Origin of the sequence: Pseudomonas sp. NPDC088368 (genome assembly GCF_044753445.1) — a bacterium.
Classification (GTDB): Bacteria; Pseudomonadota; Gammaproteobacteria; order Pseudomonadales; family Pseudomonadaceae; genus Aquipseudomonas; species Aquipseudomonas bambusae.
The window spans coordinates 1-26,773 of record NZ_JBIVNG010000015.1 but is presented as its reverse complement, the minus strand read 5'-3'; the positions used below and the strand labels follow the sequence as shown (position 1 = coordinate 26,773).

Below are 26,773 nucleotides of genomic sequence, written 5' to 3'. Positions count from 1 at the left end.
CCGCAGGCCGTGGGAGTGCGAGATAGCGCTGATGAGGGTTTTGGTTCTGGCCGCAGGCCGTGGAAATGCGAGATAGCGCGGATAAGGGTTTTGGTTCTGGCCGCAGGCCGTGGAAATGCGAGATAGCGCGGATAAGGGTTTTGGTTCTGGCCGCAGGCCGTAGGAGTTGGCTTGCCTACGATCTGTTGCGAAGCGACAGCAAAACCTGTGCACGCGGTGTGCCTGGCAAATCGCATTTTTCAGGTTTTACTGCCGGTTCCCGGCAGATCGTAGGCAAGCCAACTCCAACGCCTTCGGCAGAAGCGTGATAGCGGCGCAGTCCGGCAGCAGGCCGTTGGAATGCCGGTGTGGCGCTCCCACGCCTGCGGCCAGCCCAATCACGGTTCGCATTAGAGAAAAATCACGTCGCCCTGATCAACGTCTGCATCAATTCCGCCTCGGTGGACAGGGTCTTGGAGTTGGCTTGATACGCCGTCTGCGCCTGTATCAATTCCACGAGTTGATCGGTGAGATTGACGTTTGACCCTTCCAGCGACTGATTGACGATGCCCCCCCAGATTCCCCGCGCCCGGCGCGTCGTAATTGGCGACGCCGGACGCATGGCTTTCCGTCCATCGCGTGTTGCTGATCGGGGTCAGGCCTTGAACGTTCGCGAAGCTGGCGAGCATCATCTGACCGATCTTGCGGTGTTGGCCGTTGCTGAAATTCATGCTGATGACCCCGCTCTTATCGACGGACAATTGGTTCGCCTCTCCCGCCGCATAACCGTTCACCACCAGATTGGCGCTGGCCGACGCGGTCTGATGCTGGGTCAGTTTGCCCAGGTCGATCACGATGCCACTTGCATCGGCCGTCGCCCCGTTTGCACCCCAGCGCCCTCCCGGTTTTCCGGCGTCCAGCGGCCTGCCTGGCACCCAGCTGCTGAGGGTCAGTTTATGGTCGGCGACCGTCAGGCCATTTCCGGCCACCAACGAACGCATCTCACCGTTACTGCCGAACAGCACGCTGGCCGTCAGGGGATCGGTTCGTGCCGGGTCCTGCGGATTGCGACCGTCGATGAGCAGGTGGGTTTTCCAGCTGTTGTTGCCGTCTTTGACGAAGTATTGAGTCAAGAGGTGCTGATTGCCGAGGCTGTCGAAAATGCCCGCCGTCCAGGCCTTGTTGTAGGTCGTGGGGTCCGCAGGGTCGAACGTCGGCACCGGACGCGCCATCGCCCCATCGGCCGGGTTGAGCATCGGGCCAGTGGCGTCCGTCAGCGGCAAGGCGACCGGCCCACCGTTGGCTGCCTGACTCGCCACCCAACTGCCGTTGACCTGAATCGCCGGCCGCCAGCCCTGCAACGACAACTCGGTGTCGCTGGTCACGCTCACCGCCGCGCTGGTGCCGGTCATCGACAACCGGCCGAGGGACGACTGATGCAACCCCACCTCCAGCGGCGCGAAGCTGGACGGGTCGAGAGGATTCACGCCATCGATGAGCAGATACGAGGTCCAGGTGTTGTCGTCGAGCTTCACGAAATACTGGTTCAGCGCATGGTCCTGCGGCGGGATCGCTGGCTGCGCGTGGGTGATGATGAGGTCGTTGCCATTCGCGTCCTTGCCCTTCACCTCCTTGACCTCGGGCACGCCAGCATCCTGAATCGTTCGCGTGGTCATGCGCGTGTAGGTCGTCGGATCATTGGCATCGAACGTGCGGATTGCGGCCAGGGACGCTTCGGCAGCGTCCAGATTCAACGTGCGCTCAATACGGCTCGTCGCCTTGGGCGCAATGCTGCCGCCCTCGATCCTCAGATCGCTGCGCACACCGCTGATGACGGTGCCATCGGCGTTCACCGCATAACCCTGCAAGCGGCTGCCATGGGCATCGATGACGTAGTTTTCGGCATCGGCATGGAAGGCGCCGGAGCGGGTGTAGCTGACGGCACCGTTGTCGCTCATGACGAAAAAACCCTTGCCCTGGATGCGCATGTCCAGCGGCTTGCCTGTGCCGGAAAGCGCGCCGCCTTCGGCGAAGTCCTGGCTGACGTTGGCCAACTGCACACCGTCGCCAACCGCGGTACGGCTGCCGCCAAATGCAGAGGATGAGTAGAGCGCGGAAAATTCCGCTCGGGATGATTTGAAGCCAGTGGTGCCGACGTTGGCGATGTTGTTGCCGGCGACTTCCATTCGTTTGTGCGCGGCGTTCAATCCGGAGATCGCGATGTTGAATGACATGAACTCTCCCTGAGTCGTTTTCACGACACGTTCGTCAATGCATTGGGTTTCGCGGGCAAATGAATGCAATCGAACGGCTCCGGTTCAATGGCATTGATTTGCGGGCGAATTCGATTCTCCCATTGACGAACGTAGGAAATTTCCAGTTATGGAGTGGGACAGCTCTTGATGTTTTCGGAATGCGACGGAAAAAAAAAGCCCCTCCGAAGAGGGGCTGTTTAAGGATTCGACTCTCGCCGAATCAGTTAACCATTTGAATCGTGGTTTGCAGGATGGTGCTCTCAGTCGAGATGGTCTTCGCGTTCGCCTGGTAGTTGCTCTGCGCCTTGATCAACTGGACCAGTTCGCCGGTCAGGTCGACGTTGGATTCTTCCAGCGCAGAACCGGTAATGTTGCCCAGCGTACCCGATTCCGGCGCGCCGGTGACCGGGATGCCCGACGCGTAGGTTTCACGCCACATGGTGCCGCCCGCCGGGGCCAGGCCCTGAACGTTGGCGAAGGTGGTCAGCGCCACTTGGCCGATCACTTTGGACTGGCCGTTGGTGTAGCTGGCGAACAGGTTGCCGGTGGAGTCGACGCTCATGGCGCTGATCTGGCCAGTGTAGTTGCCGTCCTGCGTCTTGGAGATCGGACCGCCCACAGCGTTGGTCTGGGTAGTGGCCAGCATGTTCAGCTTCATCGTGGCATTGCCGGTGGCCTTGCTCTCTACCCACACCGTCTTGCCGGTGCTGTCGAGCGTGCTCTGGCCTGGTTTCCAGCCGTTGATGACCAAGGTGTTGTCGGTCGCGTTCACTGTCACGTTCGGGCCGGACGTGGTGATCGGCTGAAGGTTGCCGCTGCCGTCGAACGACAGTTTGGTGACGTCCGCAACGGGCGGAGTCGCCGCCGGGTCATTGATGCTTCGACCATCGATCAGGCTGTACATGGTCCATTCGTTCGCAGCGTCTTTGCGGAAATACTGGGACAGGGTGTGCTCGTTACCCTGGTCGTCGTAAATCGGCGTGCTGAACGTCGACGTGTAGGTGCTGGTGTCAGCCGGGTCGAACGCCGCGCCGGTGTTGATAGGCTTGGACGAATCAAGGTTGGACGCGATGGAAATCGCCGAGGTGGCCTTCGGCGCCATGTTCGAGTTGTCGATCTTCAGGTCGGTCAGCACGCCGGTCATGACGTTGCCGTTGCCGTCAGTGGCATACCCTTGCAGCTTATTGCCGTTGTTGTCGATGATGTTGCCGGACGTATCGGTGTGGAAGTTGCCTGCACGGGTGTACAGCTTCTCGCCGTTGTTGCTCATCATGAAGAAACCGTTGCCGTTGATGGCAAGGTCCAGGTCACGGCCGGTGCCGGTGGTCAGCGAACCCTGGGTGAACTGCTGGGTCACCGCTGCGGTACGCACGCCGCTGCCCACGTCGGTGCCACCGGAGGTGCCACGGATGGATTGCGCGTATTGGTCAGCGAATTCGGCACGGGAGGCCTTGAAGCCGACCGTGGCGACGTTGGCGATGTTGTTACCCGCCACGTCCAGACTTTTGTTCGCTGCGTAGAGCCCACTCAGACCGATATTGAAAGACATGTATCACTCCTGCGCCGTCGAGTCGGCTCTAGATTCCGATTTGTTGAACTTTGGTCAAGGCAATGTTGGTGCCGTTGGCCAGATTGAGAGTCAGCGGGCTGCCTGCCGTGCCCATGGTCACGCTATTGACGGTCGCGGGCAGGTAGGTGGTCAGACCGGTGTTCTTGCCATCCAGCGAACCGGTCGCCTCGAAGCTGAAGTTGCCGGAAGGCACGGTTTCGCCCGCGTCGTTCTTGCCGTCCCACGTGAAGTTGGTGGTGCCGGCCTTCTGTTCGCCCAGATCCAGGGTGCGCACGACGGTGCCGGTGCTGTCCTTGATCTTGACGGAGGTGAGGGTACTGGTCGAAGGCAACACCGCCTGACCGGTCATGCCTTTGGTGGTGTCGACGGAGGTCGAGGTGCCATCGATGATCACCGAGCGACCGACCAGGGAAGACGCCTGCAACGCTTGCGACGACTGATACATGCCACCGATGGCATCGACGGAGGTGCTCAGGTTTTGCAGGCTTTCCACGCTGCTGAACTGCGCCAACTGAGCCACGAACTGGCTGTTGTCCTGCGGGTCCAGCGGGTTCTGGTTCTGCAGTTGCGTGACCAGCAATTTCAAGAAGGAATCTTTGCCGAGGGTGCTCGCACCGGTGGTGGAGTCGCCAACCTTGCCCGAGGTCGCCGTCTGCAGCGACTTGAGGTAGTCGCTCGATGTGTCGTTATTTACAGCCGTCATGGCGTTCGCCCCTTATCACTGACCGAGGGTCAGGACCTTTTGCATCATTGTTTTTGCGGTGTTCATCACTTCCGCGTTGGTCTGGAACGAACGGCTGGCCGAGATCATGTCTGCCATCTCGTTGACGACGTTGACGTTCGGGTAATACACGTAACCGTTCTTGTCGGCAGCCGGGTGGTTGGGCTCGTAACGCGCTTCCAGGTTGGACGCGTCTTCGACGATGCCGGAAACCTGCACGCCAGTGCCCGCCTGCCCCTGATCTTCGAACAACGAAGCGCTGCCTCCCGATTCCTGCCCCTGAAACACGGTGGCAAACACCGGGTGACGGGCACGGTAGGTCTTGTCCATGCTGGACGAGACGGTTTCGGCGTTGGCGATGTTACTGGCCACGGTGTTCAGGCGAGTGTTCTGGGCACTCATGCCGCTACCGGCAATATTGAAAACACTGGATAGAGACATGAATTACTCTCCGCGCAGGGCTGAAACCAGCCCTTTGAACTTGCTGTTAAGCAGGGTGAAGCTGGCCTGGAAGCCAATGGCGTTTTCCGCGTAATTGGCGTTCTCGACCTGAGTGTCGACGGTGTTCTGGTCAAGCGACGGCTGCGACGGCGTGCGGTACAGCAGGCTCGCTTCGCCGGTGTCCATGCCACTGGCTTCGATGTGGTGGCTGTTCGTGGTGTTCAAGGCGAACGTGCCGTTCTTGGCCTTGTCACTCTCGGCCGCCAGCACCTTGGAAAAATCAAGGTCGCGCGCCTTGTAGTTAGGCGTGTCGGCGTTGGTGATGTTGTTCGCCAGCACTTCGGCACGTTGGGCGCGGAAGTTCAGCGCTTTCTCGTGAATGCCCAGTGCGTTTTCGAAGCTGATGCTCATGTCGGGAACCTTTATCGGTTGACCAGATGTTCGTGACAGAGAGATAGCAAGCGGCGTGCCACTTTCCAAAACACCCGTATTCATGGGGTTTCAAAGGACTTGAACCGTGGCAATGCCAGAAAAGCGGCAAGTGATTTCCGCTGTCGGGGAGGAAAGCGGCAAGCGAGGTGTCGTTTTTTTGCCGGTGGGGCGCACCGTGAGTTCAACTGTAGGAGCGAATTCATTCGCGAAAGGCCCGCGCAGGCGACACATCTCTGTCGCCCTTCAACTTTTCGCGAATGAATTCGCTCCTACAGGGAAATGGCGACAGGCCCCAAAAAAGAAAAACCCCGCCGAAGCAGGGTTTCAAGACCATCGCCCAACCCACCATCACTTGGCCTGGTAAATGATCCCCGGGCTGCACTGCACCATCTGGTAATGATCCGGCAAACCGTTCAATGCCTCCGACGCACCGAGGAACAGATACCCGCCCGGCTTCAACGTCGCATGAATGCGCAGCAGGATGTCCTTCTTCACCTCGGCGGAAAAGTAGATCAACACGTTCCGGCAAAACACGATGTCGAACTTGCCCAGTGCTGCATAACTGTCCAGCAGGTTGAACGAACGGAACTCGACCCGGCTCTTGATCGGCGTCTTGACCGTCCAGCGGCCGGGGGTTTTCTGATCGAAATAGCGTTGCAGGCGATCGGGCGAAAGCCCGCGGCCAATCGCCAGGCTGTCGTACTCGCCCGTCTTGCAATTGTTCAACATGCTGCCCGACAGGTCCGTCGCGACGATCTGCGCACCGGCCTTCAACTGCCCCGGATTGCTGCGCTCGAACTCATCGATCGACATCGACAGCGAATACGGCTCCTGCCCCGACGAACAGGCCGCTGACCAGATGCGCGGACGCAAGCCAGGGCTGGCCTTGATCTGCTCCGGCAAGACCTTGCTCTTGAGCACCTCGAACGGATAGGTGTCGCGAAACCACAACGTTTCGTTAGTGGTCATCGCGTCCACCACCTGCTCACGCAAACCGCTGCGGGGCTGGCTCTGGATACGCTGAATCAACTCACCCAACGACTTGATGCCCTGCTGCTCCATCAGCTTGTTCAGGCGGCTGGACACCAGATACTGCTTATTTTCACCCAGCAAAATGCCACAGGCTTTTTCCAGGAAGACCCGGAACTGTTCAAAATCCAAATTACCTGTAGACATGCCGCCTCTCAAATCATGTGAACAGCCAGGAGGGAACGCCCCTCCTCAACTGATATCTGCCGCTTTGATACGCTCTACCACTCTAGCTGCCAGATCGTCCGGCCGGAACTTGGCCAGGAAATCATCAGCGCCCACCTTCTTCACCATCGCCTGGTTGAAGACGCCAGACAGCGAAGTATGCAAGATGATGTGCAGCTTCTGCATGCGCGGATCGTTGCGGATCTCGGCAGTCAAGGTGTAGCCGTCCATCTCCGGCATTTCAATGTCGGAGATCATCATCAGAAATTCTTCTTCGGGTTTCTTGCCCTCGTTCACCAGGTTGCGCAGGAACTCCAGCGCCTGACGACCGTCATTCAACGCCGTGACTTCAACGCCAACGGTCTGCAGGCAACGCGTGACCTGCTTGCGCGCCACCGATGAGTCATCGACGGTCAACACCCGCAACGACACGGCCTTGTGCTGCACTTCCGCACTGACCACACCCGCCGAAATGTTTTCCGACACGGGCGCCACTTCGGCGAGGATTTTCTCCACGTCGATGATTTCCACCAACTGGTTGTCCAGACGCGTCACGGCCGTGAGGTAGTGATCGCGACCGGTGCCCTTGGGTGGCGGATGAATGTCTTCCCAGTTCATGTTCACGATGCGTTCGACCGAATGCACCAGGAAGCCCTGAATCTTGGTGTTGTATTCGGTAATGATGACGAACGCATTATCAACGCTGCCCAACGGGGCCGCACCCGTTGCCATTGCCAGATCGAGGATCGGAATGGTCCCGCCACGAATATTTGCCACTCCGCGCACAATCGGACTGGATTTGGGCATATGGGTAAGTTTTGGGCACTGAAGCACCTCTTTTACCTTGAACACGTTGATCCCATACAACTGCTTGCCATCCAGACGGAACAGCAGCAGTTCAAGGCGGTTCTGCCCTACCAGTTGAGTGCGCTGGTTCACTGAATCCAAAACACCAGCCATGCCCCACTCCTTCCCAAAACGACCAATTGCGCACTGCCCCATCGGCAAGCGGCACGGGCCTTGCTATTTACCTGTCATGAACACACAAACGACAGTATCCCGACACCCGGCCTCCGCCCTTCGCAGTCTTTTCAGCCTGCTCATGGCGGCGTGTCTGCTCTGTGCCGCCGGGATCAGCCGTGCGGACAATGTGACCTTGCCTGAACAACTTATCGGCGTCACCCAGGGCTTTCTTGAATTCACCGTGGAAGACTATTTGGCCACCAGTCAGACCGCCGGTCGCTACGAGATCGAGGTCAAGCAGCTCGACCCTCGCTTGCGCATGGCGCATTGCGACAAGGATTTGACAGCGTCACTGGAAAGCCCCGCCCAACCCATTGGCCGGGTCACCGTCAAAGTACGCTGCGAAGGCAGTGCTCCATGGACGGTGTTCGTGCCCGCCCAGGTACATCTGTTTCGCAATGTCGTGACGGTGGTCCGCCCAATGAAGCGGGATGCCATCGTTTCTGAAGGCGATGTGGCGCTGCGTGAACGCGACGTAGGGCAGCTGGGGCAAGGCTTTCTTGATTCCCTCGATCAGGCGGTCGGGCAGAAAGCGGTCCGACCAACGGTCATCGATCAGATTCTGACGCCCGTCCACCTGGAGCAGCCGCAAATGGTGCACAAAGGCGATCAGGTGGTCATCAGTGCGCGCAGCGGCTCGATGAGTGTGCGCATGCCCGGCGAGGCCCTCTCGGATGGCGGTTTCAACGAACAGATACGGGTGAAAAACCTGAATTCGAAACGCGTGATCAAGGCCAATATTGTGGCCCCCGGTCAGGTCGAGGTGCCTATGTAAACGCTGATGTCCTCTGGCGCTACGCTTGCGCTTTTCCTACACTCGGAACCCATACGCCTGATACGCAGTCCATTTGAGACTGTTTTCGTATAGGCCCTAAAGTTATTCCGGGTTTGGCCGAAACCAAGGCAAGCGTCCTAGAACCCAGAGGTTTTCAATCATGGTCATCGACTTCAGTCGTTTGAATAGTTCCACCACCGTTGGAGGTACGACACGTACTCCTAACGCCAAGGAATCCAGCAAAACCGACGCCGCGGCGACGGTCAGCACTTCCGAAAGCGTCAGCGGCAGTGGCAGTGGCGAGACAGTACATTTGAGCAGCGAAGCTCAACAGTTGCAGAAGATCACTGATTCGTTGCGTGATCAGCCCGTCGTCAACAGCAGCCGTGTCGCTGAGTTGAAGCAGGCTATCGCCGACGGCAGCTACAAGGTCGACAGCAACCGTGTTGCGAGCAAAATGCTTAATTTTGAAGCCCAGCGCTAGCCCCCGGTCCGCGCAGGGGCTTCTGGACGCTTAAATCCCAGGGCATGCGATGCAAGACACTACTTTGCTTCAACTGATCACGGACGATATTGCGCCAGCCCAGCATCTGCTGGAGATCCTGAAGGCCGAGTCATTGGCGCTGCATGGTCGCAATATGGTCGAAATGGAACACATCCTGGCGCAGAAACAGGCGTTGGTGATCGTGCTCGAACAGCACGGACGCAGACGCTCGCAACTGTTGTCGAGTCTTGGCCTGCCCGCCAGTCGAGCGGGACTTGAGGAAGTGGCTAAACACTCGTCAGTGGGTGAAGCGTTATTGACAGCGGGCGATGAACTGAGTGCACTGATAGCCGAGTGCCAAGCGGCCAATGAACAGAACGGCGGCCTGATTCAGTTACAGCAACTGACCACGGCACAGCAACTCAGAATCCTCAACGGTGGCGACACTCCAACGCTCTATGACAGCCGGGGTTCGACATCAGGCAGGGCCAGACCACGTCCGCTCAGCCAGGCGTAAGTTCTTGTATCAAGGCGTGCAACATGATGGCAAAATGCCTCGGCCGCACGCTGTCGTTTTTTGCCTGGAGATGGATGAACCGTGAATGCCTCAAGCGCGGAAGATGTTCCGCAGCCCCCGAAGGTACTTACCACGCCTTTGGAAATTGCCGCCAACATGCGGTTGCTGATGGAAAGTCATGATCCGCTGATCATCACTTTTCACGAGCGCAGTCAGCGCTTCCAGAGCTATGTCATCGACGTTGATCGCGACAGCAACGAGATCGCGCTCGACGAAATGATTCCCCGCGACGGTGAACGGTATCTGGCCAATGGCGAGCCGTTTCGCGTCGAAGGCTTCCACGACGGCGTGCGAATCGCCTGGGAAGTGAAGGCACAGATGACCATCATCGAGGAGCCGCACAGCTACCGTGGCCCTCTGCCTGAAGAAGTCGTTTACCACCAACGCCGCAATGCCTTCCGTGCTGCATTGAAGCTGGCCTCGCTGGTGGACATCGAAATTGGCGGGGACAAGCTCAAGGCGCCGTTGCGCGGCAAGCTGCTGGACGTCTCGGCCACCGGCTGCAAATTGCGCTTCGAAGGCGACGTCTCCGAACGCATGCAACTGGGCCAGGTCTACGAACGCTTTATCGCCTCCCTGCCCTTCGGCAGCATGAGCACCTCGGTAGAGCTGCGATACCTGCACTTCGAAGAAAAGATCAACACCACCTTCGCCGGTGTTCGCTTCCACAACATCAGTGGGTTGGTGCAACGCCAAGTCGAACGGTTCGTGTACCAATTGCAGCGCGAAGCCCGTCGCTTCGACAAAGACGACGACTTCTGATAACGGCCCTTCGGGGCCGTTTCATCTTTTACCCATCCCTTTTGGCGGCATCCCACACAAGCCGGTTTCGCCTCGAAGTTTGGCGGCTGGCGCTGGTTCAACTGCGGGAGCGAATTCATTCGCGAAGGACCGGTACAGCCGCTGCATTTCCAGCGTCTGGTCAATCTTCGCGAATGAATTCGCTCCTACAGAAGTCCAGCGTCGCCTCCAAAGCCATGGCCGGACGCGATCTCAACCTGTGGGAGCGAATTCATTCGCGAAGGGCCGGTACAGCCGATGCATTTCCAGCGCCTGGTCAATCTTCGCGAATGAATTCGCTCCTACAGAAGTCCTGCGTCGCCTCCGAATCCAAGGCCGGGCGCGACCTCAACCTGTGGGAGCGAATTCATTCGCGAAGGGGGCGGTACAGCCGATGCATTTCCAGCGCCTGGTCAATCTTCGCGAATGAATTCGCTCCTACAGAATGCAGTGTCGCCGGGACGTCTGGCGGCCCCCACAGGGTGAGGCCGTGCACAGGTACGCGCCGTGTAGCACGTTAGAACGCGTCCACCACGGGGCCAAAACTGCGTCGCAGCGATTGGGGTGACTGCCCGTAGACGCGGATGAACGCCCGACGCATGCGTTCCCGATCCCCGAATCCCGTTTCTGTGGCCACCGCTTCCAGCGAGTGACGCCCCTGCTCCATCATCAGGCGGGCCGTTTCCAGCCGCAGGTTCTCCACGGCCTTTGCGGGCGACATGCCGGTTTCCGCCCGAAATGACCGGCTGAACTGGCGCGGGCTCAGGCAAGCGGCGTCGGCCAACTCTTCCACCGACAGCTCCCGACGCAGGTGCTTGCGGGCGTACTCCAGCGACATTTGGATGCGGTCGGAGCTGGGGCTCATCTCCAACATCGCCGAATGCTGCGACTGTCCGCCAGCGCGACGATGGTAGAGCACCAAGTGCTGCGACACTTTGCGCGCCAGTTCGGCGCCGTGGTCCTTTTCCACCATGCCGAGGGTCAGGTCCAGTGCCGCCGTCATGCCGGCCGAGGTCCAGATTTTGCCGTCGATGATGTAAATCCGGTCTTCCTCGACCTTGATGGCGGGAAAGCGCTCACGCATTTCACGCGCTCGCGCCCAATGCACGGTGGCGCGACGCCCATCAAGCAACCCCGCTTCGGCCAGGGCAAACGCGCCCACGCACAACGCGCCCACCCGACGGGACGTCGCGTAGGCATCAACGAGAAACGCATTGATCGCCGGTGAGGCCGACGACGCATCCATGGCGCCACTGATCAGCACCGTGTCGAATTGCGGACGATCCAATGGTTGAGTGGCCACCGAGGTGTACAACGCGCTGGCAGCCACCAGCCCGCCATGCTCAGACAAGACGTGGATGTCGTACAGTTTTTTCTCGGCCGCCAGATTGGCAAATTCGAACGCCGACAACGCGGCGAGGCTCATGACTTGAAAATCAGGCCGGACAATAAGCGCAACGGTTTGCATAGAGGCGGTGCCCGTCACAAAGAACTCGATTCTAGACCCAAGCGCCTCGCAAGCAAGCCTTCTCTTTGAAGCGCACTTTCAATCAAAAATGCAGACGCTCTGCCCCGCGCCAGAGGCAACGGGACAAAGCGACGCAAGGGGATCAACCGGCCAGGAAGCCGTTGTTGAACTCGGTCACGAAAGCCATCTCGTTCGGGCCTGTCGCTGCACGCAGAGGCTTGGCACGTTCGACCAGGATTTCATCGGCATCGGTGGCCAGCGCAGCAAGGGTTTCTTCGATGAACTCGCCCAGCGGCATGGCGCGCGGTTCGTCGTTGCTGCCCAACAGGTCGGTCTGGGTCCACGGCGGCGCGATTTCCAGCACACGCACCGAGGTGTCGCGGAGCATGAAACGCTGCGACAGCGAGTACGAATGCAACGCCGCCTTGGTCGCGCTGTAGACCGCAGTCAGGGCCAGAGGCACGAAGGCCAGTACAGACGAGACGTTGATCACGACCGCATCGGGTTGGGTTTTCAGGTGCTCGATCAGCCCGGAGGTCACGCGGATCGGGCCGGAGACGTTGGTGGTCAGGGTATCGATCAACAGTTTTTCGTCGATGGGCTTGCTGGCGTCGTCGATCTGCATGATGCCAGCGTTGTTGATCAGCACGTTCAGCGTCGGGAAGCGGCGCACCACGTCAGCGGTCACTTTGGCGATGTCGGCTGCATCGCCGACGTCCAGAGTCACACTTTCCATGCCCGGATTCGCCGCAGCGACTTCCTTGAGCAGCGCCTCGCGGCGCCCGGCGATGATCACTTTATTGCCGCGTTGATGCAGGGCTTCCGCCAGGGCGCGGCCGATGCCAGAACCGCCGCCGGTAATGAAGATCGTGTTGTGGGTCAATTTCATGTCGGTTCTCCGAAAGTAAGGGTTGATGCGCACGCCGCCAGGCGGGGCCGTGGCGTTGTGTGCATCTCGGGAACTGATGTTAGAGAGAGGGCGATGGCGCGATGTGCCGTAAAAACACCCTTTCCGGCCATTCGTGCAAGGCCGGAAAACACGTCTTTATTCGTGGCTTTTATGACCGGTGCGCGGTGACAACAAGGCTTACCCTGACGCCTGATAACGTCAAGACAGCAGGTGCGGGATGTTCAGTCACAGAGGCACCGCCGTGATCACCGGCGTTTCGTCAGGCCCAAGCCTGGCATACGCGCGGCGCATGGCCGCTCAGGGATACGATCTGATTCTGGTCGCGGCGGATCGTGATCGGCTGCAAACGGTGGCCAGACGGATCACCGATGTTTCCGGGCGTCTGGTGGAAGTGCTGGCGGGCGACCTGACCCGCCGTGAAGATGCGCAACGGATCGAGCGGCTGTTGAGCGCCGACGCCAGCATCACGCTGGTGGTGAACTATCGCACCCACCGGGCCTTGTTGCCGACGGCGCTGACACGCTATGTCAGCGCCGTGATCGAGGTGACGGGCAAGGCGCGATGCCCGCTGGACGACGCGACCTGGAGCCTGTTCCTCATGCAATGGGAACGAAGCGGTCCCCTGCACTGAGCGCAACGTTCGAAACCCGGGGACAGGCGGTTTGGGCCTTACAGCGGTCGATCCACGCCCACATCCCGCGAAGCATCATGAGCGGCATCCGGCTTGGCAGACTGAGGCTCGGTGCTGACGTCGCCGTCCACCACAGCCACCGGCCTCACAACGCCTTCGCCTGACGCCACTACCCGTTCCGGCTGTTCTTCGCTGCCCGGTTGCGGCTCCGCCGACTGTCCTGTCTGAGGCTCGGCAGCGTCGGGCGCCGGTTCCGTCGTGGTCTGCATCTGATCCTGAACCACCTGTTCGTCCACCCGTGGGTCGAGGGCCACCACCAGTGGCGAGCTGGACATGCTGTCCGGCATCGCGACGTGGTGCAGTGGCGCGTCGACGACCTGGTGCAGATTGGTCACGGCTTTCGGACGAATCCGCAGCGTCAGAATCAAAGCGATGCAACAGACGAAGGCATAGAGCATGTTGCTGCCAAACTGCTTCATCAGCACGCCCGACACCAATGGCCCGATACTGGCGCCCACGCCGTAGGTCATCAGCAGCATGGCCGTCAGCGACACCCTGCGTTCGCCTTCGACGTGGTCGTTGGAAAACGCCACCGCGAGGGGGTACAGCGCGAATTGCAGCAACGATGCCATGAAGCCCATCGCGAACACCGCTTCCAACGGCAAGCCCGGAAAGACCGCCAGTGGCAACGCCGCCAGTACCAACAGACCGGCCACGCCGCGAATCAGCCAGGCACGGTCATAGCGGTCCGACAGTTTGCCCAAGGGCCCTTGAACAAGAAGACCCGCGCCGATACACGTCGCCATGAACAGACCAACATGCTCGGTGCTCAGCCCCTGCTGCGCGGCATACAGCGGCGCCAGGCCGTAAAACGAACCGATGATCAGACCGGCGCTCAGCACCGTGGTGAGCGACTGCGGCACGCGGCGCATGAAGAACAGCGGCTCCAGCGGCGCAGGACGCATCGGCGCCGGGTGAATGCTGCGGGTCATCGCCACCGGCACCAGGCAGAGCGTAAAGCACATCGCGACCAGCATCAGCAGCTCAGGCCCCAGTTGCGGGTGCACCACGAGTATCAGTTGACCGAGGACCAGCCCCAGGTACGACGCGATCATGTAGCCGCTGAACACCGTGCCGCGCTGTTTGGGCGAGGCCTGTTCGTTGAGCCAACTCTCGATGACCATGTACTGACACATCATGCCGAGGCCGACGATCATCCGCAGAAAGATCCAGGCCGGCAGGTAATTGATCAGCCCGTGGCCCAGAACGGCAGCGCCGACGATCCCCGCACACGTTGCGTACGCGCGGATGTGCCCGACCCGGCCAATCAGCCGGTGACCGACCTTGCCGCCCAGCGCCAGGCCGACATAGTTGGCGGCCATCAACGCACCGACCCACAGGCCATCGACCTGATCGGCAGCGAGACGCAAGGCAAGGTAGGTACTCAGAAGGCCCGAACCGATCAACATCATCAGTGAGGCAAAATACAGCGCTCGAAACGATTTCCAGATTTGGCGCATTGGCTTTCCAAAAACGAAAACCCTCCTCCAATGAAGGGTTTTCGAACCACGGTTCTTAAGCTTGAGAGGCTAAGACGCGGCGCTCCCAAGGGGTAATTTCGTTGAAGAAACTGGTCAGCTCCAGGGTCTTCGACGCGATGTAGCCTTCGATGAATTCGGCGCCGAACAGTTCCTTGGCCAGAGCGCTGCGTTTCAGACGCTCCAATGCCGCGTGCAAGGTACAGGGCAGCGAGAGATTGTCCGGTACGACGAATTCCCCCTGAATCGGCGCCGACGGCTGCAACCGTTGCTCGATCCCGTACAGCCCGGCTGAAAGACTAGCTGCAATTGCGAGGTAGGGATTGGCGTCTGCACCGGGCAGACGATTTTCCACCCGACGTGCGACCGGTGCACTGGCCGGAATGCGCAGCCCGGCCGCACGGTTGTCGTGGGACCAGCAAGCGTTGTTCGGGGAGGCGAAAGGATGACACAAACGCTGGTAGGAATTGACGTTCGGCGCAAATAAAGCGGTGAAATCCGCCATTGCCGCCTGCTGCCCGCCAATGAAGTGATGGAATGCCTCCGTCGGCTCCCCCTGCTCATCGCTGAAAATGTTCTGCCCGGTGACGCTGTCGACCACGCTCTGATGGATGTGCATCGAACTGCCCGGCGTATGGGCCAGCGGCTTGGCCATGCACACCACGGTCAGGCCGTGCTTGAGCGCCACTTCCTTGAGCATGTGCTTGAACAGGAACGTCTGGTCCGCCAGCAATAAAGGATCGCCATGCAGCAGATTGATCTCGAACTGGCTGACGCCCATTTCGTGCATGAAAGTGTCGCGAGGCAACCCCAGCGCCGCCATGCATTTATAGACTTCGCTGAAGAACGGGCGCAGGCCGTTGTTGGAGGTCACGCTGAACGCTGATTGCCCGTCCTCACGGCGACCGTCCAGCCCCACTGGCGGCTTGAACGGCTGAGCGGGATCGCTGTTCGGCGCGAAGACAAAAAACTCCAGTTCGGTGGCCACAACCGGTGACCAGCCGTGATGCGCATACCGTGCGATCACCGATTTGAGCTGGCCCCGGGTGGACAGGTTCGATGGCTCGCCATCCAGCTCGTCGGCGTCGCAAATCGCCAATGCTCGCGGCTCATCGCTCCAGGGCAGGCGATGGATCTGTTGCTCGTCAGCGATCAGCGCCAGATCGCCATCGTCGCTGCCGTAGAACTTCGCCGCCGGGTAGCCGCCCATGATGCATTGCAGCAGCACGCCCCGGGCCAGTTGCAGGCGTCGCCCTTCGAGAAAGCCCTCTCCCGTCATCACTTTTCCACGCGGCACGCCGTTGAGGTCCGGGGTGACGCATTCAATTTCATCAATGCCCATCAATCGCTGCGCGAGTGAATTGTGGCCATCGCTCGACATGACTCAAATCCTTTTTGGCTGGCAGGCCGCGCGGTGTGGTGCGGCAGGCGTACAAAATAAACGTCGGTCGTTCAAAATATCAAGCATCACAGGTGTTCCTGCTAACTGGCCGAAATATTGCTGCACCTTTGTTTTTTGCCGCCTATCGCCACTTCTCTGACAGGCCGATCAGCCCGTCTGTACTTACTGATGATCATCGAGCACGCCGTGACTTTCGATAAAAAGACAGCCCATCCCTACTTCCTCTACGCCGGTGATTATCAAGAAACCAACAATGACAGCCGGGTGATGCACCTGTTGTGTCATGCGTTGAACCTCGCCGGGCTCAATGCGTACATCGCAGGAGGCACGGTGGTCAGTCCGAACCTGAACACCCCGTTGGTGACGGAAGAGATTCTGGAAGCGTGCAGCATTGAGCAGAGGCTGCCGATTGCGGTCTATCCCGGCTCGCTGCAAGGCAACCCATTGTCGAGCCGGGTTGTGGCGCGCTACATCCTCAACGCGTCGGACGAGCTCATTGCCAAAGAAGTCGGCACGGTCGATACCGACTTGGTGTTCTACCACAGCCACGACGTCAGTCACCGGGCGACCGAGCCGACGATCCTCACGCTGCCGCTGAACGATGACCTACACGTGACGGCGCCGGAACGTGATGAGTTGGAGCGGTTTATCGCATTGACCTTGCAAGCGGCGCAGCGTCACCAAAGCCAGATGAACCTGCAGGTTTCCCGCTGGCTGGAAGACCGCAATCTGACCACCGTGCAACGTCGGCTGCTGGATCGACACCAAGCGGCACACGCTCAGTCAAGCGTGGGCGTCGTGATCCTGGATTCGACGGGAGCTGTCGATGCGCTCAGAAAGACGCTGAAAAGCGTGCTGCACTGGCAGGCCAGCTCTGCGACGAGCATTGGTGTTCATGTGCTCACGCCTCTTGAACCCGAAGGCCCGCTGCCTTTCGACGTGGGATGGGATCGCCTCGGCCACTCCACAGCGCACCAGATCAACTCACTGATCGACAAGGTCGATCACCAGTGGCTCCTTCTGCTCAACGCTGGGGATGAGTTGATTGACAGTGGCGTCTGCATGCTCGAACAGCGGTTGTCGAACTCGCAGGCTTGTATGCTGTACTGCGATGAAATTCAGCTCGGTAGCGGGCACGCGGGGCTGGTATTCAAACCCGACACCAATCTGGATTACCTCATCAGCTTGCCTGTGATCATGGCGACGCATTGGTTGTTTCGCCGCGACACGTTTCTGGCCGTGGGTGGACTGGACGATCAACTGCCCCAAGCGCTGGAGTTCGATCTGATCCTGCGAATCATCGACGACCGGGGCTTGAGCTGCATCGAACACATCGCAGAACCGCTGGTGAGCTGTGAACCGCCACAACTGAGCGCTAACCCGGATGAAGTCTTGGCCTTGGGTCGTCACCTCGACAGTCGGGGTTATCCCAATCATCAGGTGCGAGAGTATCCGCTGCGCCATTACCACATCCACTATGGTCACGCGACTCAGCCGCTGGTCTCCATCATTGTCCCGACCAAGGACCAACTGCCCTTCCTGCGTCGTTGCGTGGAAACGTTGCTGGAAAAGACCCGATACTTCAATTACGAGCTGCTCATCGTCGACAACGACAGCCAGACCGAAGAAGCCATTGCCTGGCTGAACGAGCTAGAGGTCATCGGCGGCGAGAAGATCCGTGTACTGCGCTATCCGTATCCGTTCAACTATTCGGCGATCAATAACTTCGCCGTCACCCACGCCAAGGGCGAGTACCTGGTCTTGCTCAACAACGACACGGCCGTTCTCGACGGGGGGTGGCTGGACGCGCTGCTCAACCACGCCCAGCGCCCGGAGGTCGGGATCGTCGGTGCGAAGCTGCTATTCCCAGACGGTCATATTCAGCATGCAGGTGTGGTCATCGGCCTTAATGGCCCCGCCGGGCACCCCTTCATCGGTCAGCCTGCCGCCACACCGGGTTACATGCAACGTGTGTTGGTCGACCAGAACTACAGCGCCGTCACGGCAGCTTGCCTGATGGTTCGTCGATCGATCTATGATGAAGTCGGCGGGCTTGACGAGGAACTGTTCAAAGTTTCCTACAACGACGTAGACCTGTGTCTGAAGGTCAGTGCACAGGGCTATCTGATCGTCTGGACGCCTCACGCATTACTGCTGCACGAAGGCAGCGTTAGCCAGATCCATGTCGATCCCACTGCCTTTGCGGCGAAGATCAAGCGCTTCCGCTCCGAACAGCACGGCATGATGAGTAAATGGCTGCCCATCATGGCTAACGATCCTGCATACAGCCCTAACCTATCCCTCGAAGACACCGGCTTCAAGTTCGATGGGCGTACTGAATTCACCTGGCGGCCACTCAAAGGGCTGCCCATACCCACCGCACTGGCGGTCCCGGCCATCGCCTCCGCATCGGCCCAACGGCGCATCTGGCAACCGTTCGAAACCCTCAAAGCCGAAGGCCTGGTCGATGGCGTGGTCAGCGTACAGTTGCCCGGGGTGATCGACGTGGAGCGTTATCAGCCGGACACTATTGTCCTGCATCGGCGCCTTGATCCCCCACGTCTGGAGTCAATGCGCCAGCTCGCGTCCTATTCCAAATGCCTCAAGGTCCTGGACATCGATGGCCTGCCCAGCGACCTGGAAATGGCGGGCGCCGTTCAAAACGCTCAGGACTTGGTTGACCGCATTGTGGTGGCGACCCCCGTACTGGCAGAGATATTCGATCGCGATGCTCGCCCCGTATTGATTCTGCCCACGCGCCTGAGCCCTGAATGGGCGATGCCCTTGCCGTGGCGTCGGTCCAACCCACGACCGCGTATCGGCTGCTTCGTGAGCGGTGATCATCACTCGGACATCCCCTTGATCGAAGCGCTGATGCACCAAGTCGACGTCGATTGGATTCTGCTGGGCAGTGGCCATCCGCGCCTCAACCACCTGGCCGTAGAAGTGCACAGCAATGCTCATTTCTGGGGAAATCGCGACGCGCTCACCGGTTTGAATCTGGACCTGGCGTTGATCCCGCTGCGCGACACCCTGAGCAATCATTGCCGTGATCACAGCCTGCTACTGGAATACGGCGCCTGTGGCGTGCCGATCATTTGTAGCGACGTGGACGGCTTTCGTGGCGAACTGCCGGTGATGCGCCTGAGCAATCAAGTGGCCGTATGGTCAGGGGCGATAGCAGAACATGTGCACGATGAAGGCGCCCGCATCGCACGGGGCGAACACCTGCGCAACGCGGTCCTGAGCGCTTGGGTTCAGGACGCTGCTTATCAGCAGGCGCTGCTCAAGGCGTGGTTGCCGTAGGCGACTGCACACCGCCAAGGGAGGCTGGGTTCAGCCTTGAGCAGCCCGCCCTCGACGGTAGCCGCCAGGGCTTTCCCCCGTCCATTTCTTGAACGCCCGGTGAAAGGCGCTGGGCTCTTGAAAACCCACCAGCGCTGCGATCTCGACCACGCTCATGTCGGTTTCGCGGAGTTTCTGTTGGGCGATACCCCGCCGCACGTCGTCCTTGATCCCCTGAAACGCGCAGCCTTCGCGTTCTAGCCGACGGCGGAACGTGGTGGGGCTCAGCTTCAGTTCAAGGGCCATCTCCAGCAACGTCGGCCAGTGGCCGTAATGGCTACCGCGCAAGCGCTGATAGACCTGCGCGGCGAGGCCCCGTTGATTGCGGAAGCGGATCACCAGCCATTGCGGCGCCGTGCGCAGGAATGACTTGAGCGACGGCAATGTCTGCACCACCGGTAGGCGCAAGTATTGGCTGGAAAACTCGACCTCAGTGCGCGCCTCGCCGAAGCTCAGGTTGAAACCCCACAACAGCGAATCGTCGCTCAGCCGTTCGCGTGTGTGGCAAAACTGCGCGCGGTCGATGGTGATACGACGACCGCCCAGCCAGCACAACAGGCTGATCATCAGCAGCAGAAACGTCTCTTCGCCAAACCGGCGTTTTTCAGGGTCGGTGGCGAGGTTGTCCAGCGCAATCACGGCCCGCTGACCGCGCACGATCAGGCTGCCCTTGAAGTCCCGCAGGAACAGCCCAAAGTTGGCCAGACATTGACGCAAAGCTTTCTCCAGGTTCGGCTCCTGGATCAAGCCCCGGCAAATCAGCGAGAAGCTGCCGAGCGGCATGCCGTGGGAATCCAGGGCGAAGAATTCATCGCGCAGCTCCTTGATTTGAATCAGCCACAGCGAGGCGAACGCACTGGCCGGCACACGGGCCGTCGGATCGTCCAGCAGCGCACTGTCGATTCCTGCTCCGTCCAGCACCGATTGCAGGCGCAGAGGCTGGTCGCGCAAGGCATGCACCACCAGTTGGACGAAATAAATCGACACCGAATCCTTTTCCCGCATGAGCCGTATTTCCTTTTGTCGTTATAAGCCACGGCGCTGATGGTAAAGAACGCCAGCCGATCTGGACAGTTTCGGCATAGGCCCGCCCCAAATGCCGATCTAGACTTGCCCGCAATGGGCACGTGGCCGAAATGCCGCCCGTCGTTGCCATCTCTTTCATTCAACGGGTTTCAGGAGTCGACATGAGTAATACCGAAGTTTTCGTCGTCAGCGCACTGCGTACCGCCATCGGTGGATTCGGCGGTTCCCTCAAAGACGTCTCGCCCATCGAACTGGGCACTCAGGTCAGCCGAGCGGCCCTCGCCTCTTCCGGCCTGGCGGCTGAGCATATCGGGCACGTGGTCATGGGCCACGTGATCCCGACCGAAGTGCGCGATGCCTATCTGTCCCGCGTCATCGCACTGGAAGCCGGTCTGACCAAGGAAACCCCGGCCATGAACGTCAACCGCCTGTGCGGCTCGGGCTTGCAAGCGATCGTCTCCGCTGCGCAATCCGTGTTGCTGGGGGATGCCAACGCCGTGCTGGCCGGCGGCACCGAATCCATGAGCCGTGGCGCCTACATCATGCCGCAAGCCCGCTGGGGCGCGCGGATGGGCAACGTGCAGGCTTACGACTACATGCTCGGCGCGCTGCATGACCCGTTCGCCAACATTCACATGGGCATCACCGCCGAGAACATCGCCGAAAACTACGGCATCACCCGTGCCGATCAGGATGCCTTGGCGCTGACCAGCCAACAACGCGCCGCACGTGCCATCGCTGAAGGCCGCTTCGAAGGGCAGATCGTGCCGATCGAAATCGCCACCCGCAAAGGCACCGTCACCTTTGCACAGGATGAACACGTGCGCGGCGACGTGACCGCCGAGCAACTGGAAAAGATGAAGACCGCGTTCAAGAAGGACGGCACGGTCACGGCAGGCAACGCTTCGGGCCTGAACGACGGTGCCGCCGCGCTGGTGATGGCCAACGGTGACACGGTGCGCGAACACGGCCTGAAGCCGCTGGCGCGCCTGGTGGCCTATGCCCACGCGGGTGTCGAACCGTCGATGATGGGGCTAGGACCCATTCCTGCCAGCCGCAAGGTGCTGGAACGTGCGGGCCTGACCGTGGCCGATCTGGACGTTATTGAGTCCAACGAAGCGTTCGCCGCCCAGGCCTGCGCCGTGGCTCGCGAGCTGGGTTTCGACCCGGAGAAGGTCAATCCGAACGGTTCCGGCATTTCACTCGGTCATCCAGTGGGTGCGACCGGCGCGATCATCGCGACCAAGGCCATTCATGAACTGCACCGCATCGGCGGCCGCTATGCCTTGGTCACCATGTGCATCGGCGGCGGTCAAGGCATCGCCGTCATCTTCGAACGCGTGTAAGGGAGAGGCTGCATGACCCTGCATCACATCGCCGTGATCGGCGCAGGCACCATGGGCAACGGCATCGCGCAAGTCTGTGCGATTGCCGGGTTCGACGTGACCCTGCTAGACATCAATGACGCTGCGCTGGAACGGGGCTTGGCCACCGTGCGCAAAAACCTGGAGCGCCAGGTCAACAAACAGACGTTGACGGTCGAGCTGGCTGAAGAGGCGCTGGGACGCATTCGCTGCATCACCGATTACGCGCAGTTGAATGAGCCGCAGGTGGTGATCGAAGCGGCCACCGAAAACCTCGACCTCAAACTGCGCCTGTTGAAACAGATCGCCGCGCACGTGGGGGCGGATTGCGTCATTGCCTCCAACACGTCGTCGCTGTCGATCACCCAGCTGGCGGCCAGCGTCGACAGTCCGGAGCGTTTCATCGGTCTGCACTTCTTCAATCCGGTGCCGATGATGGGCCTGATCGAAGTGATTCGTGGTCTGCAAACGGCCGACGAAACCCACGTCGTTGCGATCAAGCTGGCCGAGCGCCTGAACAAGACCGCCATCACCGCAGGCAACCGGCCTGGCTTTGTGGTCAACCGCATTCTGGTGCCGATGATCAATGAAGCGATCCTGGTGTTTCAGGAGGGCTTGGCGACAGCTCAAGACATCGACGACGGTATGCGTCTGGGTTGCAACCAGCCGATCGGGCCGTTGGCATTGGCCGACCTGATCGGACTCGATACGTTGCTGGCCATCGTCGAGGCCTTCCATGAGGGCTTCAACGACAGCAAATACCGCCCTGCGCCGCTGCTCAAGGAAATGGTCGCGGCGGGGTATCTGGGTCGCAAGAGCGGGCGCGGGTTCTTCGTCTACAGCTGACTGCTCACGGGATTCCCGAGGCTCATAAAAAAACCGCAACCTTCTCAGGCTGCGGTTTTTTTGTTTCAAGCGGCCATCAATGGGAGAACAACGAATTCCCCACTTTGCCCGCCATCTTCTCCGGCTTGATCAGAAATCGCGCCAGTGCAGGGAGCAGCCACAACGCGCCGAACATGTTCCACAGCAGCATGAACGTCAGCATCAAGCCCATGTCCGCCTGAAACTTGATCGCCGAGAAAATCCACGTGCACACACCAATCGCCAGGCACAGACCGGTAAACAGCACAGCCTTGCCCGTGGACTTCAACGTTTCGTAGTAGGCCTCCTGGAGTGGCAGACCCGCGCGCAGGAAGCTTTCCAGACGGCTGTAGATGTAAATGCCGTAATCGACGCCAATCCCGACGCCCAATGCCACCACCGGCAAGGTCGCGACCTTCACCCCGATGCCCATGAACGCCATCAGCGCGTTGCCCAGCACCGAGGTCAACACCAACGGCAGCACGATGCACAGCGTCGCGGCCCACGAGCGGAAGGTGATCATGCACATCACGGCGACGCAGATGTACACCAGAATCAGGATGGTCAACTCGGCCTGTTTGATCACCTCGTTGGTCGCCGCTTCGATCCCGGCATTGCCGGCCGCCAACAGGAATTCCAGCCCTTCCTTGTTGTTGGCCTTGGCGAAGTCCTGCACCGCGTGCACGGCCCGATCGAGCGTCTCGGCCTTGTGATCGTTGAGGAAGATCAGCAGCGGCGCCAGTGAACAGGTGTTGTTGTACAGACCGTCAGCACGGGAAATAGAGCTGTTGAGCACGTCCTTGTTGCGCGACAGCGACTCCCACTTCAGGTTGCCCTCGTTCATGCCTTTGATCACCTGTTTGGACACAGTGACCAGCGAGATCGCCGACTGCACGCCCGGCGTGTTTTCCATCTTCCACGACAGCTCATTGATGGCCGAAAGCGTCTGGTAGGCCGAACAGCCTTCAGGCGGCGTCTTGACCATCACCACCAACACGTCAGAACTGGTGGAGTAATTGCTGATAATGAAATTGTTGTCCTGGTTATAGCGGGAGTCGGGCCGCAATTCCGGCGCGCCCTGATCAAGGTCGCCGATCTTCAGGTTGTGGCCGTACCAGAGGCCTCCCGCCAGTGCCAGCAATGCCAATGTGACCGACACCTTAGCGACGTTGGGTGCCGCGAAGTTCGACAGCAGACGCCAGAACGGGTGTTCACGAACGGCATGCTGTTTACTGCGCACCACGGCCTTTTTGCTGATCCCTGCGTAGGAAATGGCAACGGGGAGCAGGATCAGGTTAGTGAACACGATCACAGCGACACCAATGGACGCGCCAATGGCCAGCTCGCGAATCACGCCAATATCGATGATCAACAGCGTGATGAAGCCCACGGCGTCCGCCAGAATCGCGATCATCCCCGGCAGGAACAGCTGGCGAAACGTGCGACGCGCGGCAGTCAGGGCGTTGTCGGCGTCGCTGGATTGCAGGGCAATGCCGTTGATTTTCTGCACGCCGTGGGAAATGCCGATGGCAAAGATCAGAAACGGTACGAGCATCGAGTAAGGATCGAGACCAAAGCCCACCACATGCATGAGCCCCAGTTGCCACACCACGGCGATCAACGTGGTGCTCAAGACGGCGATGGTGCTGCGCGTGCAGCGTGTGAACCACATCAAGAGCACGAGGGTGATCAGGAAGGCCACGCCGAAGAACATCACCACCATGATCAGGCCGTCGATCAGGTCGCCCACTTTCTTGGCAAACCCGACGATGTGAATATCGACGTTGGGGTTCTGCGCTTCGTATTTGTCGCGGATCTTCTCCTCCAACTGGTGGGAGAACAGCCGGTAATCCAGCGGCAGTAATTTGCCCTGATCCGCCGGGTCCGGGTAGAACTCCTGAAGAGGGACATCGACGATGCTGGACTTGAAGTTGTTCGCCACCAATCGCCCGACTTGACCGGATTTGAGGACGTTATTGCGCAGCTTGTCGAGGCTGTCCTGGGAACCGTCATAGCTCTGGGGAATCACCTCGCCACCGGCGAAGCCCTCCTCTGTCACCTCGGTCCAGCGCACACTTGGGCTCCACAGCGACTTGAGCCCGGAACGGTCAACACCCGAAATGTAGAACACCTCATCGTTGATCTGCCGCAGGGTCTCCATGTACTCCTTGGTGAAGATATCGCCCTGTTTGGCTTCCACCGAAATCCGCACGGTGTTGCCCAGGTTCGCCAAGTCGTTGCGGTGCTCCATCATCTTCTGAATGAAAGGATGACCCAGCGGGATCATCTTCTCGAAACTGGTAGACGGCCGAACCAGAGTGGCTTGCCAGAACAGGAAAATACTGACCAACAGACAAATGCCAATCACGGTCGGACGATTGTTGAAGATCAATTGTTCGAGAAAGGTCGGTTTGTCGTGTGGCTGTTGAAGATTTGTCATCGATAAGCGTCCTCGCCTGGTCAGTTCTTATTGTTGAGCGACATCAACGCCTGTCGGCGAGGTGACGTGAACGCCGCCCTGTCCTACCAGAATGAGATTGCCTTTGTCGTCCTCGGCCACACCGGCCAGTGAGAGACGGTCCGAGCGATTGGAAACGGTGAACGTCTCGCCGTCATCGGTGCTGCGCATGACGCTCCCGCCGTTTCCTACCAGCACGATGGAGTTGTCCGGCAATAATGAAGCGTTGGCGATGCTGAATTCCAACGGCCCACGCTCCCCCTGCAGCGCGACCGGCTCCCAGTTGCTGCCGAAATCCGTCGAGCGGAACAGATTGCCGCGCAGACCGTACGCCAGCAGCGTGTTCGCTTGGGACGTACCCACTGCGCCGAACAACGAACCTTGATACGGGCCTTCGAGTTTTTCCCAGGTTTGACCGTCATCCGATGAGCGAAACATGCTGCCCATTTCGCCGACGATGAATAGACCTGCATCCTTCACGTAGGCGATGCCATTGAGATGGTACTGGTCTTCGTTATCCAGCCGTTCGCCGATGTCGGTCCAGTGCTGACCGCCGTCGGTGGTCTCCAGCAGCGCGCCGTAGGCCCCTACTGCGATTCCAGTGCTGAGGTCCTTGAACCATACGTCTAACAGCGGCGCTTCGCGCTTGAGGTCTTCGAATTGTTTGTTCCAGGTGGCACCGCCATCGCCGCTGGCGAGAATCTGCGCATCATGACCGACAGCCCAGCCGTGCTGGTCGTCGACGAAGTACACCGCTGTGAGCAATTGCCGGGTTGGGACTTTGGCTTGAGTCCAGGACTTGCCTTGATCATCGGAATAAAGAATGTGACCGCGGTCTCCCACCACCACAATTCGCTTACCGGCGTGAGTCACGTCCAACAGCAGACTGCGAGAGGCTTTGGCGGACTCCAGTGCGAAAACGGCCGTGTCGCTGACGACGGGGGCAGCGGTCGGCGTGCTTTCAGCAGCCAGTGCCGTGCCGCAGAGAGCCATGGAGATGAGCACCAACACTACAGCGTTCAGAGGCCTGCTCGTGTGTAGCGTCCGGGAATCGTCATGACGTTGAATGACCGCGGACCGAGTGCGCCGAATGACTGGCTCACGCATGGAGCTTCCCCTTCCTTTATTTTTATTAGGTTCTCCGGAAGGTCATTTCAGTACTGCAAGCGCTCTAGCCTGCGTACGAGCCTTCCGAGGCGAACCCATCCTATCCAGCTTGGGAAACGTATGACAATCAACATGACGTTATCTTTTGTTAAGCAACGGTCAGGTGATTGCAGCGTTATCACTGGGACTGATTGGGAACTCTAACCGCTGGAATGGGCTGTCGGGTGACATATCTAGCAACCTGGCTGGCCGATGGCTGTGACAGTTGGGATATGTGCAGCTCTGCGAGGCTCTCACAGTTCGTGCCAGGACTGGGCTTGAGTTATGCCAAGCATTTTTCCGCGCGCAAAAACAAAACCCCATCTGCTTTCGCAAATGGGGTTCTGGAATTTAATCTTGACGATGACCTACTCTCACATGGGGAAACCC

Annotated in this window: 21 protein-coding genes and 1 pseudogene; 8 read left to right on the top strand and 14 right to left on the bottom strand. The window is 59.6% G+C overall.

Annotated features, from left to right (window positions below; translation table 11 throughout):
• Positions 1–400 precede the first annotated feature (400 nt).
• The 7 genes and pseudogenes from ACIQAL_RS27760 to ACIQAL_RS27730 form a co-directional block, all read right to left on the bottom strand.
• Positions 401–2,213 (bottom strand): annotated as a pseudogene (locus ACIQAL_RS27760) (flagellar hook protein FlgE).
• A gap of 241 nt (positions 2,214–2,454) precedes the next feature.
• Entirely contained in the window at positions 2,455–3,783 is a 1,329-nt protein-coding gene (gene flgE, locus ACIQAL_RS27755) for a flagellar hook protein FlgE (protein ID WP_401151085.1), read from the bottom strand.
• Between the two features lie 28 nt (positions 3,784–3,811).
• The gene (flgD, locus tag ACIQAL_RS27750) at positions 3,812–4,507 is read right to left on the bottom strand and encodes a flagellar hook assembly protein FlgD (RefSeq protein WP_401151082.1); all 696 of its coding nucleotides are present in this window, start codon (positions 4,505–4,507) and stop codon (positions 3,812–3,814) included.
• 15 nt (positions 4,508–4,522) lie between these two features.
• Positions 4,523–4,966 (bottom strand): flagellar basal body rod protein FlgC, encoded by a 444-nt coding sequence (gene flgC / locus ACIQAL_RS27745; protein WP_166598034.1) that lies wholly within the window; start codon positions 4,964–4,966, stop codon positions 4,523–4,525.
• A gap of 3 nt (positions 4,967–4,969) precedes the next feature.
• Positions 4,970–5,377, bottom strand: coding sequence for a flagellar basal body rod protein FlgB (gene flgB, locus ACIQAL_RS27740; protein WP_401151078.1), 408 nt, complete (start codon positions 5,375–5,377; stop codon positions 4,970–4,972).
• A gap of 369 nt (positions 5,378–5,746) precedes the next feature.
• On the bottom strand, positions 5,747–6,574 hold the full coding sequence (cheR, locus tag ACIQAL_RS27735; RefSeq protein ID WP_166598036.1) for a protein-glutamate O-methyltransferase CheR: 828 nt from the start codon (positions 6,572–6,574) through the stop codon (positions 5,747–5,749).
• A 45-nt stretch (positions 6,575–6,619) separates the two neighbouring features.
• Positions 6,620–7,552 carry a chemotaxis protein CheV gene (locus ACIQAL_RS27730; RefSeq protein ID WP_341958994.1) on the bottom strand — a complete coding sequence of 311 codons (933 nt, stop codon included), beginning with the start codon at positions 7,550–7,552 and terminating at the stop codon, positions 6,620–6,622.
• A gap of 76 nt (positions 7,553–7,628) precedes the next feature.
• Here ACIQAL_RS27730 and flgA point away from each other — a divergent pair, with 76 nt between their 5' ends.
• The 4 genes from flgA (at position 7,629) to ACIQAL_RS27710 (ending at position 10,213) form a co-directional block, all read left to right on the top strand.
• Positions 7,629–8,390, top strand: coding sequence for a flagellar basal body P-ring formation chaperone FlgA (gene flgA / locus ACIQAL_RS27725; RefSeq protein ID WP_401151074.1), 762 nt, complete (start codon positions 7,629–7,631; stop codon positions 8,388–8,390).
• Positions 8,391–8,550: 160 nt separating this feature from the next.
• Positions 8,551–8,874 (top strand): flagellar biosynthesis anti-sigma factor FlgM, encoded by a 324-nt coding sequence (flgM, locus tag ACIQAL_RS27720; RefSeq protein ID WP_401151072.1) that lies wholly within the window; start codon positions 8,551–8,553, stop codon positions 8,872–8,874.
• A gap of 49 nt (positions 8,875–8,923) precedes the next feature.
• Positions 8,924–9,391 (top strand): flagella synthesis protein FlgN, encoded by a 468-nt coding sequence (locus tag ACIQAL_RS27715; RefSeq protein WP_166598040.1) that lies wholly within the window; start codon positions 8,924–8,926, stop codon positions 9,389–9,391.
• 81 nt (positions 9,392–9,472) lie between these two features.
• Positions 9,473–10,213, top strand: a complete 741-nt coding sequence (locus ACIQAL_RS27710; RefSeq protein ID WP_401151069.1) for a flagellar brake protein — start codon at positions 9,473–9,475, stop codon at positions 10,211–10,213.
• A gap of 535 nt (positions 10,214–10,748) precedes the next feature.
• Here the strand turns inward: ACIQAL_RS27710 and ACIQAL_RS27705 are convergent.
• Together ACIQAL_RS27705 and ACIQAL_RS27700 are read right to left on the bottom strand one after the other, a co-directional pair.
• Entirely contained in the window at positions 10,749–11,699 is a 951-nt protein-coding gene (locus ACIQAL_RS27705; protein ID WP_401151066.1) for a GlxA family transcriptional regulator, read from the bottom strand.
• Positions 11,700–11,841: 142 nt separating this feature from the next.
• Positions 11,842–12,588 (bottom strand): SDR family oxidoreductase, encoded by a 747-nt coding sequence (locus tag ACIQAL_RS27700; protein ID WP_401151064.1) that lies wholly within the window; start codon positions 12,586–12,588, stop codon positions 11,842–11,844.
• Between the two features lie 238 nt (positions 12,589–12,826).
• On the opposite strand from ACIQAL_RS27700, the gene ACIQAL_RS27695 reads away from it, so the two are divergent.
• Positions 12,827–13,240 carry an SDR family NAD(P)-dependent oxidoreductase gene (locus ACIQAL_RS27695; protein WP_401151062.1) on the top strand — a complete coding sequence of 138 codons (414 nt, stop codon included), beginning with the start codon at positions 12,827–12,829 and terminating at the stop codon, positions 13,238–13,240.
• A 38-nt stretch (positions 13,241–13,278) separates the two neighbouring features.
• On the opposite strand, the gene ACIQAL_RS27690 is transcribed toward ACIQAL_RS27695, so the two are convergent.
• Together ACIQAL_RS27690 and ACIQAL_RS27685 are read right to left on the bottom strand one after the other, a co-directional pair.
• Positions 13,279–14,760: an MFS transporter gene (locus tag ACIQAL_RS27690; protein ID WP_341958999.1), complete on the bottom strand. Its 1,482-nt coding sequence runs from the start codon at positions 14,758–14,760 to the stop codon at positions 13,279–13,281.
• Between the two features lie 55 nt (positions 14,761–14,815).
• Entirely contained in the window at positions 14,816–16,057 is a 1,242-nt protein-coding gene (locus tag ACIQAL_RS27685) for a glutamine synthetase family protein (protein ID WP_401151382.1), read from the bottom strand.
• A gap of 309 nt (positions 16,058–16,366) precedes the next feature.
• On the opposite strand from ACIQAL_RS27685, the gene ACIQAL_RS27680 reads away from it, so the two are divergent.
• Complete coding sequence (locus ACIQAL_RS27680) at positions 16,367–19,486, top strand: glycosyltransferase (RefSeq protein WP_401151059.1); 3,120 nt, start codon at positions 16,367–16,369, stop codon at positions 19,484–19,486.
• Between the two features lie 30 nt (positions 19,487–19,516).
• Here the strand turns inward: ACIQAL_RS27680 and ACIQAL_RS27675 are convergent, their stop codons facing one another.
• Entirely contained in the window at positions 19,517–20,530 is a 1,014-nt protein-coding gene (locus ACIQAL_RS27675) for an AraC family transcriptional regulator ligand-binding domain-containing protein (RefSeq protein WP_401151057.1), read from the bottom strand.
• 182 nt (positions 20,531–20,712) lie between these two features.
• Here ACIQAL_RS27675 and ACIQAL_RS27670 point away from each other — a divergent pair, with 182 nt between their 5' ends.
• The gene (locus ACIQAL_RS27670) at positions 20,713–21,897 is read left to right on the top strand and encodes an acetyl-CoA C-acyltransferase family protein (RefSeq protein ID WP_401151054.1); all 1,185 of its coding nucleotides are present in this window, start codon (positions 20,713–20,715) and stop codon (positions 21,895–21,897) included.
• Between the two features lie 12 nt (positions 21,898–21,909).
• Positions 21,910–22,761, top strand: coding sequence for a 3-hydroxybutyryl-CoA dehydrogenase (locus ACIQAL_RS27665; RefSeq protein ID WP_401151052.1), 852 nt, complete (start codon positions 21,910–21,912; stop codon positions 22,759–22,761).
• 76 nt (positions 22,762–22,837) lie between these two features.
• Here ACIQAL_RS27665 and ACIQAL_RS27660 read toward each other — a convergent pair whose 3' ends face one another.
• Both ACIQAL_RS27660 and ACIQAL_RS27655 read right to left on the bottom strand, forming a co-directional pair.
• On the bottom strand, positions 22,838–25,219 hold the full coding sequence (locus tag ACIQAL_RS27660) for an RND family transporter (RefSeq protein WP_401151050.1): 2,382 nt from the start codon (positions 25,217–25,219) through the stop codon (positions 22,838–22,840).
• A 27-nt stretch (positions 25,220–25,246) separates the two neighbouring features.
• Positions 25,247–26,344 carry a WD40/YVTN/BNR-like repeat-containing protein gene (locus ACIQAL_RS27655; RefSeq protein ID WP_401151047.1) on the bottom strand — a complete coding sequence of 366 codons (1,098 nt, stop codon included), beginning with the start codon at positions 26,342–26,344 and terminating at the stop codon, positions 25,247–25,249.
• Positions 26,345–26,773 lie beyond the last annotated feature (429 nt).

Coding starts and splice junctions, on each gene's coding strand:
- flgE (WP_401151085.1), bottom strand. CDS start 3,783: ATGTCTTTCAATATCGGTCTGAGTGGGCTCTACGCAGCGAACAAAAGT.
- flgD (WP_401151082.1), bottom strand. CDS start 4,507: ATGACGGCTGTAAATAACGACACATCGAGCGACTACCTCAAGTCGCTG.
- flgC (WP_166598034.1), bottom strand. CDS start 4,966: ATGTCTCTATCCAGTGTTTTCAATATTGCCGGTAGCGGCATGAGTGCC.
- flgB (WP_401151078.1), bottom strand. CDS start 5,377: ATGAGCATCAGCTTCGAAAACGCACTGGGCATTCACGAGAAAGCGCTG.
- cheR (WP_166598036.1), bottom strand. CDS start 6,574: ATGTCTACAGGTAATTTGGATTTTGAACAGTTCCGGGTCTTCCTGGAA.
- ACIQAL_RS27730 (WP_341958994.1), bottom strand. CDS start 7,552: ATGGCTGGTGTTTTGGATTCAGTGAACCAGCGCACTCAACTGGTAGGG.
- flgA (WP_401151074.1), top strand. CDS start 7,629: ATGAACACACAAACGACAGTATCCCGACACCCGGCCTCCGCCCTTCGC.
- flgM (WP_401151072.1), top strand. CDS start 8,551: ATGGTCATCGACTTCAGTCGTTTGAATAGTTCCACCACCGTTGGAGGT.
- ACIQAL_RS27715 (WP_166598040.1), top strand. CDS start 8,924: ATGCAAGACACTACTTTGCTTCAACTGATCACGGACGATATTGCGCCA.
- ACIQAL_RS27705 (WP_401151066.1), bottom strand. CDS start 11,699: ATGCAAACCGTTGCGCTTATTGTCCGGCCTGATTTTCAAGTCATGAGC.
- ACIQAL_RS27700 (WP_401151064.1), bottom strand. CDS start 12,588: ATGAAATTGACCCACAACACGATCTTCATTACCGGCGGCGGTTCTGGC.
- ACIQAL_RS27695 (WP_401151062.1), top strand. CDS start 12,827: ATGTTCAGTCACAGAGGCACCGCCGTGATCACCGGCGTTTCGTCAGGC.
- ACIQAL_RS27690 (WP_341958999.1), bottom strand. CDS start 14,760: ATGCGCCAAATCTGGAAATCGTTTCGAGCGCTGTATTTTGCCTCACTG.
- ACIQAL_RS27685 (WP_401151382.1), bottom strand. CDS start 16,057: ATGACGGGAGAGGGCTTTCTCGAAGGGCGACGCCTGCAACTGGCCCGG.
- ACIQAL_RS27675 (WP_401151057.1), bottom strand. CDS start 20,530: ATGCGGGAAAAGGATTCGGTGTCGATTTATTTCGTCCAACTGGTGGTG.
- ACIQAL_RS27670 (WP_401151054.1), top strand. CDS start 20,713: ATGAGTAATACCGAAGTTTTCGTCGTCAGCGCACTGCGTACCGCCATC.
- ACIQAL_RS27665 (WP_401151052.1), top strand. CDS start 21,910: ATGACCCTGCATCACATCGCCGTGATCGGCGCAGGCACCATGGGCAAC.
- ACIQAL_RS27660 (WP_401151050.1), bottom strand. CDS start 25,219: ATGACAAATCTTCAACAGCCACACGACAAACCGACCTTTCTCGAACAA.
- ACIQAL_RS27655 (WP_401151047.1), bottom strand. CDS start 26,344: ATGCGTGAGCCAGTCATTCGGCGCACTCGGTCCGCGGTCATTCAACGT.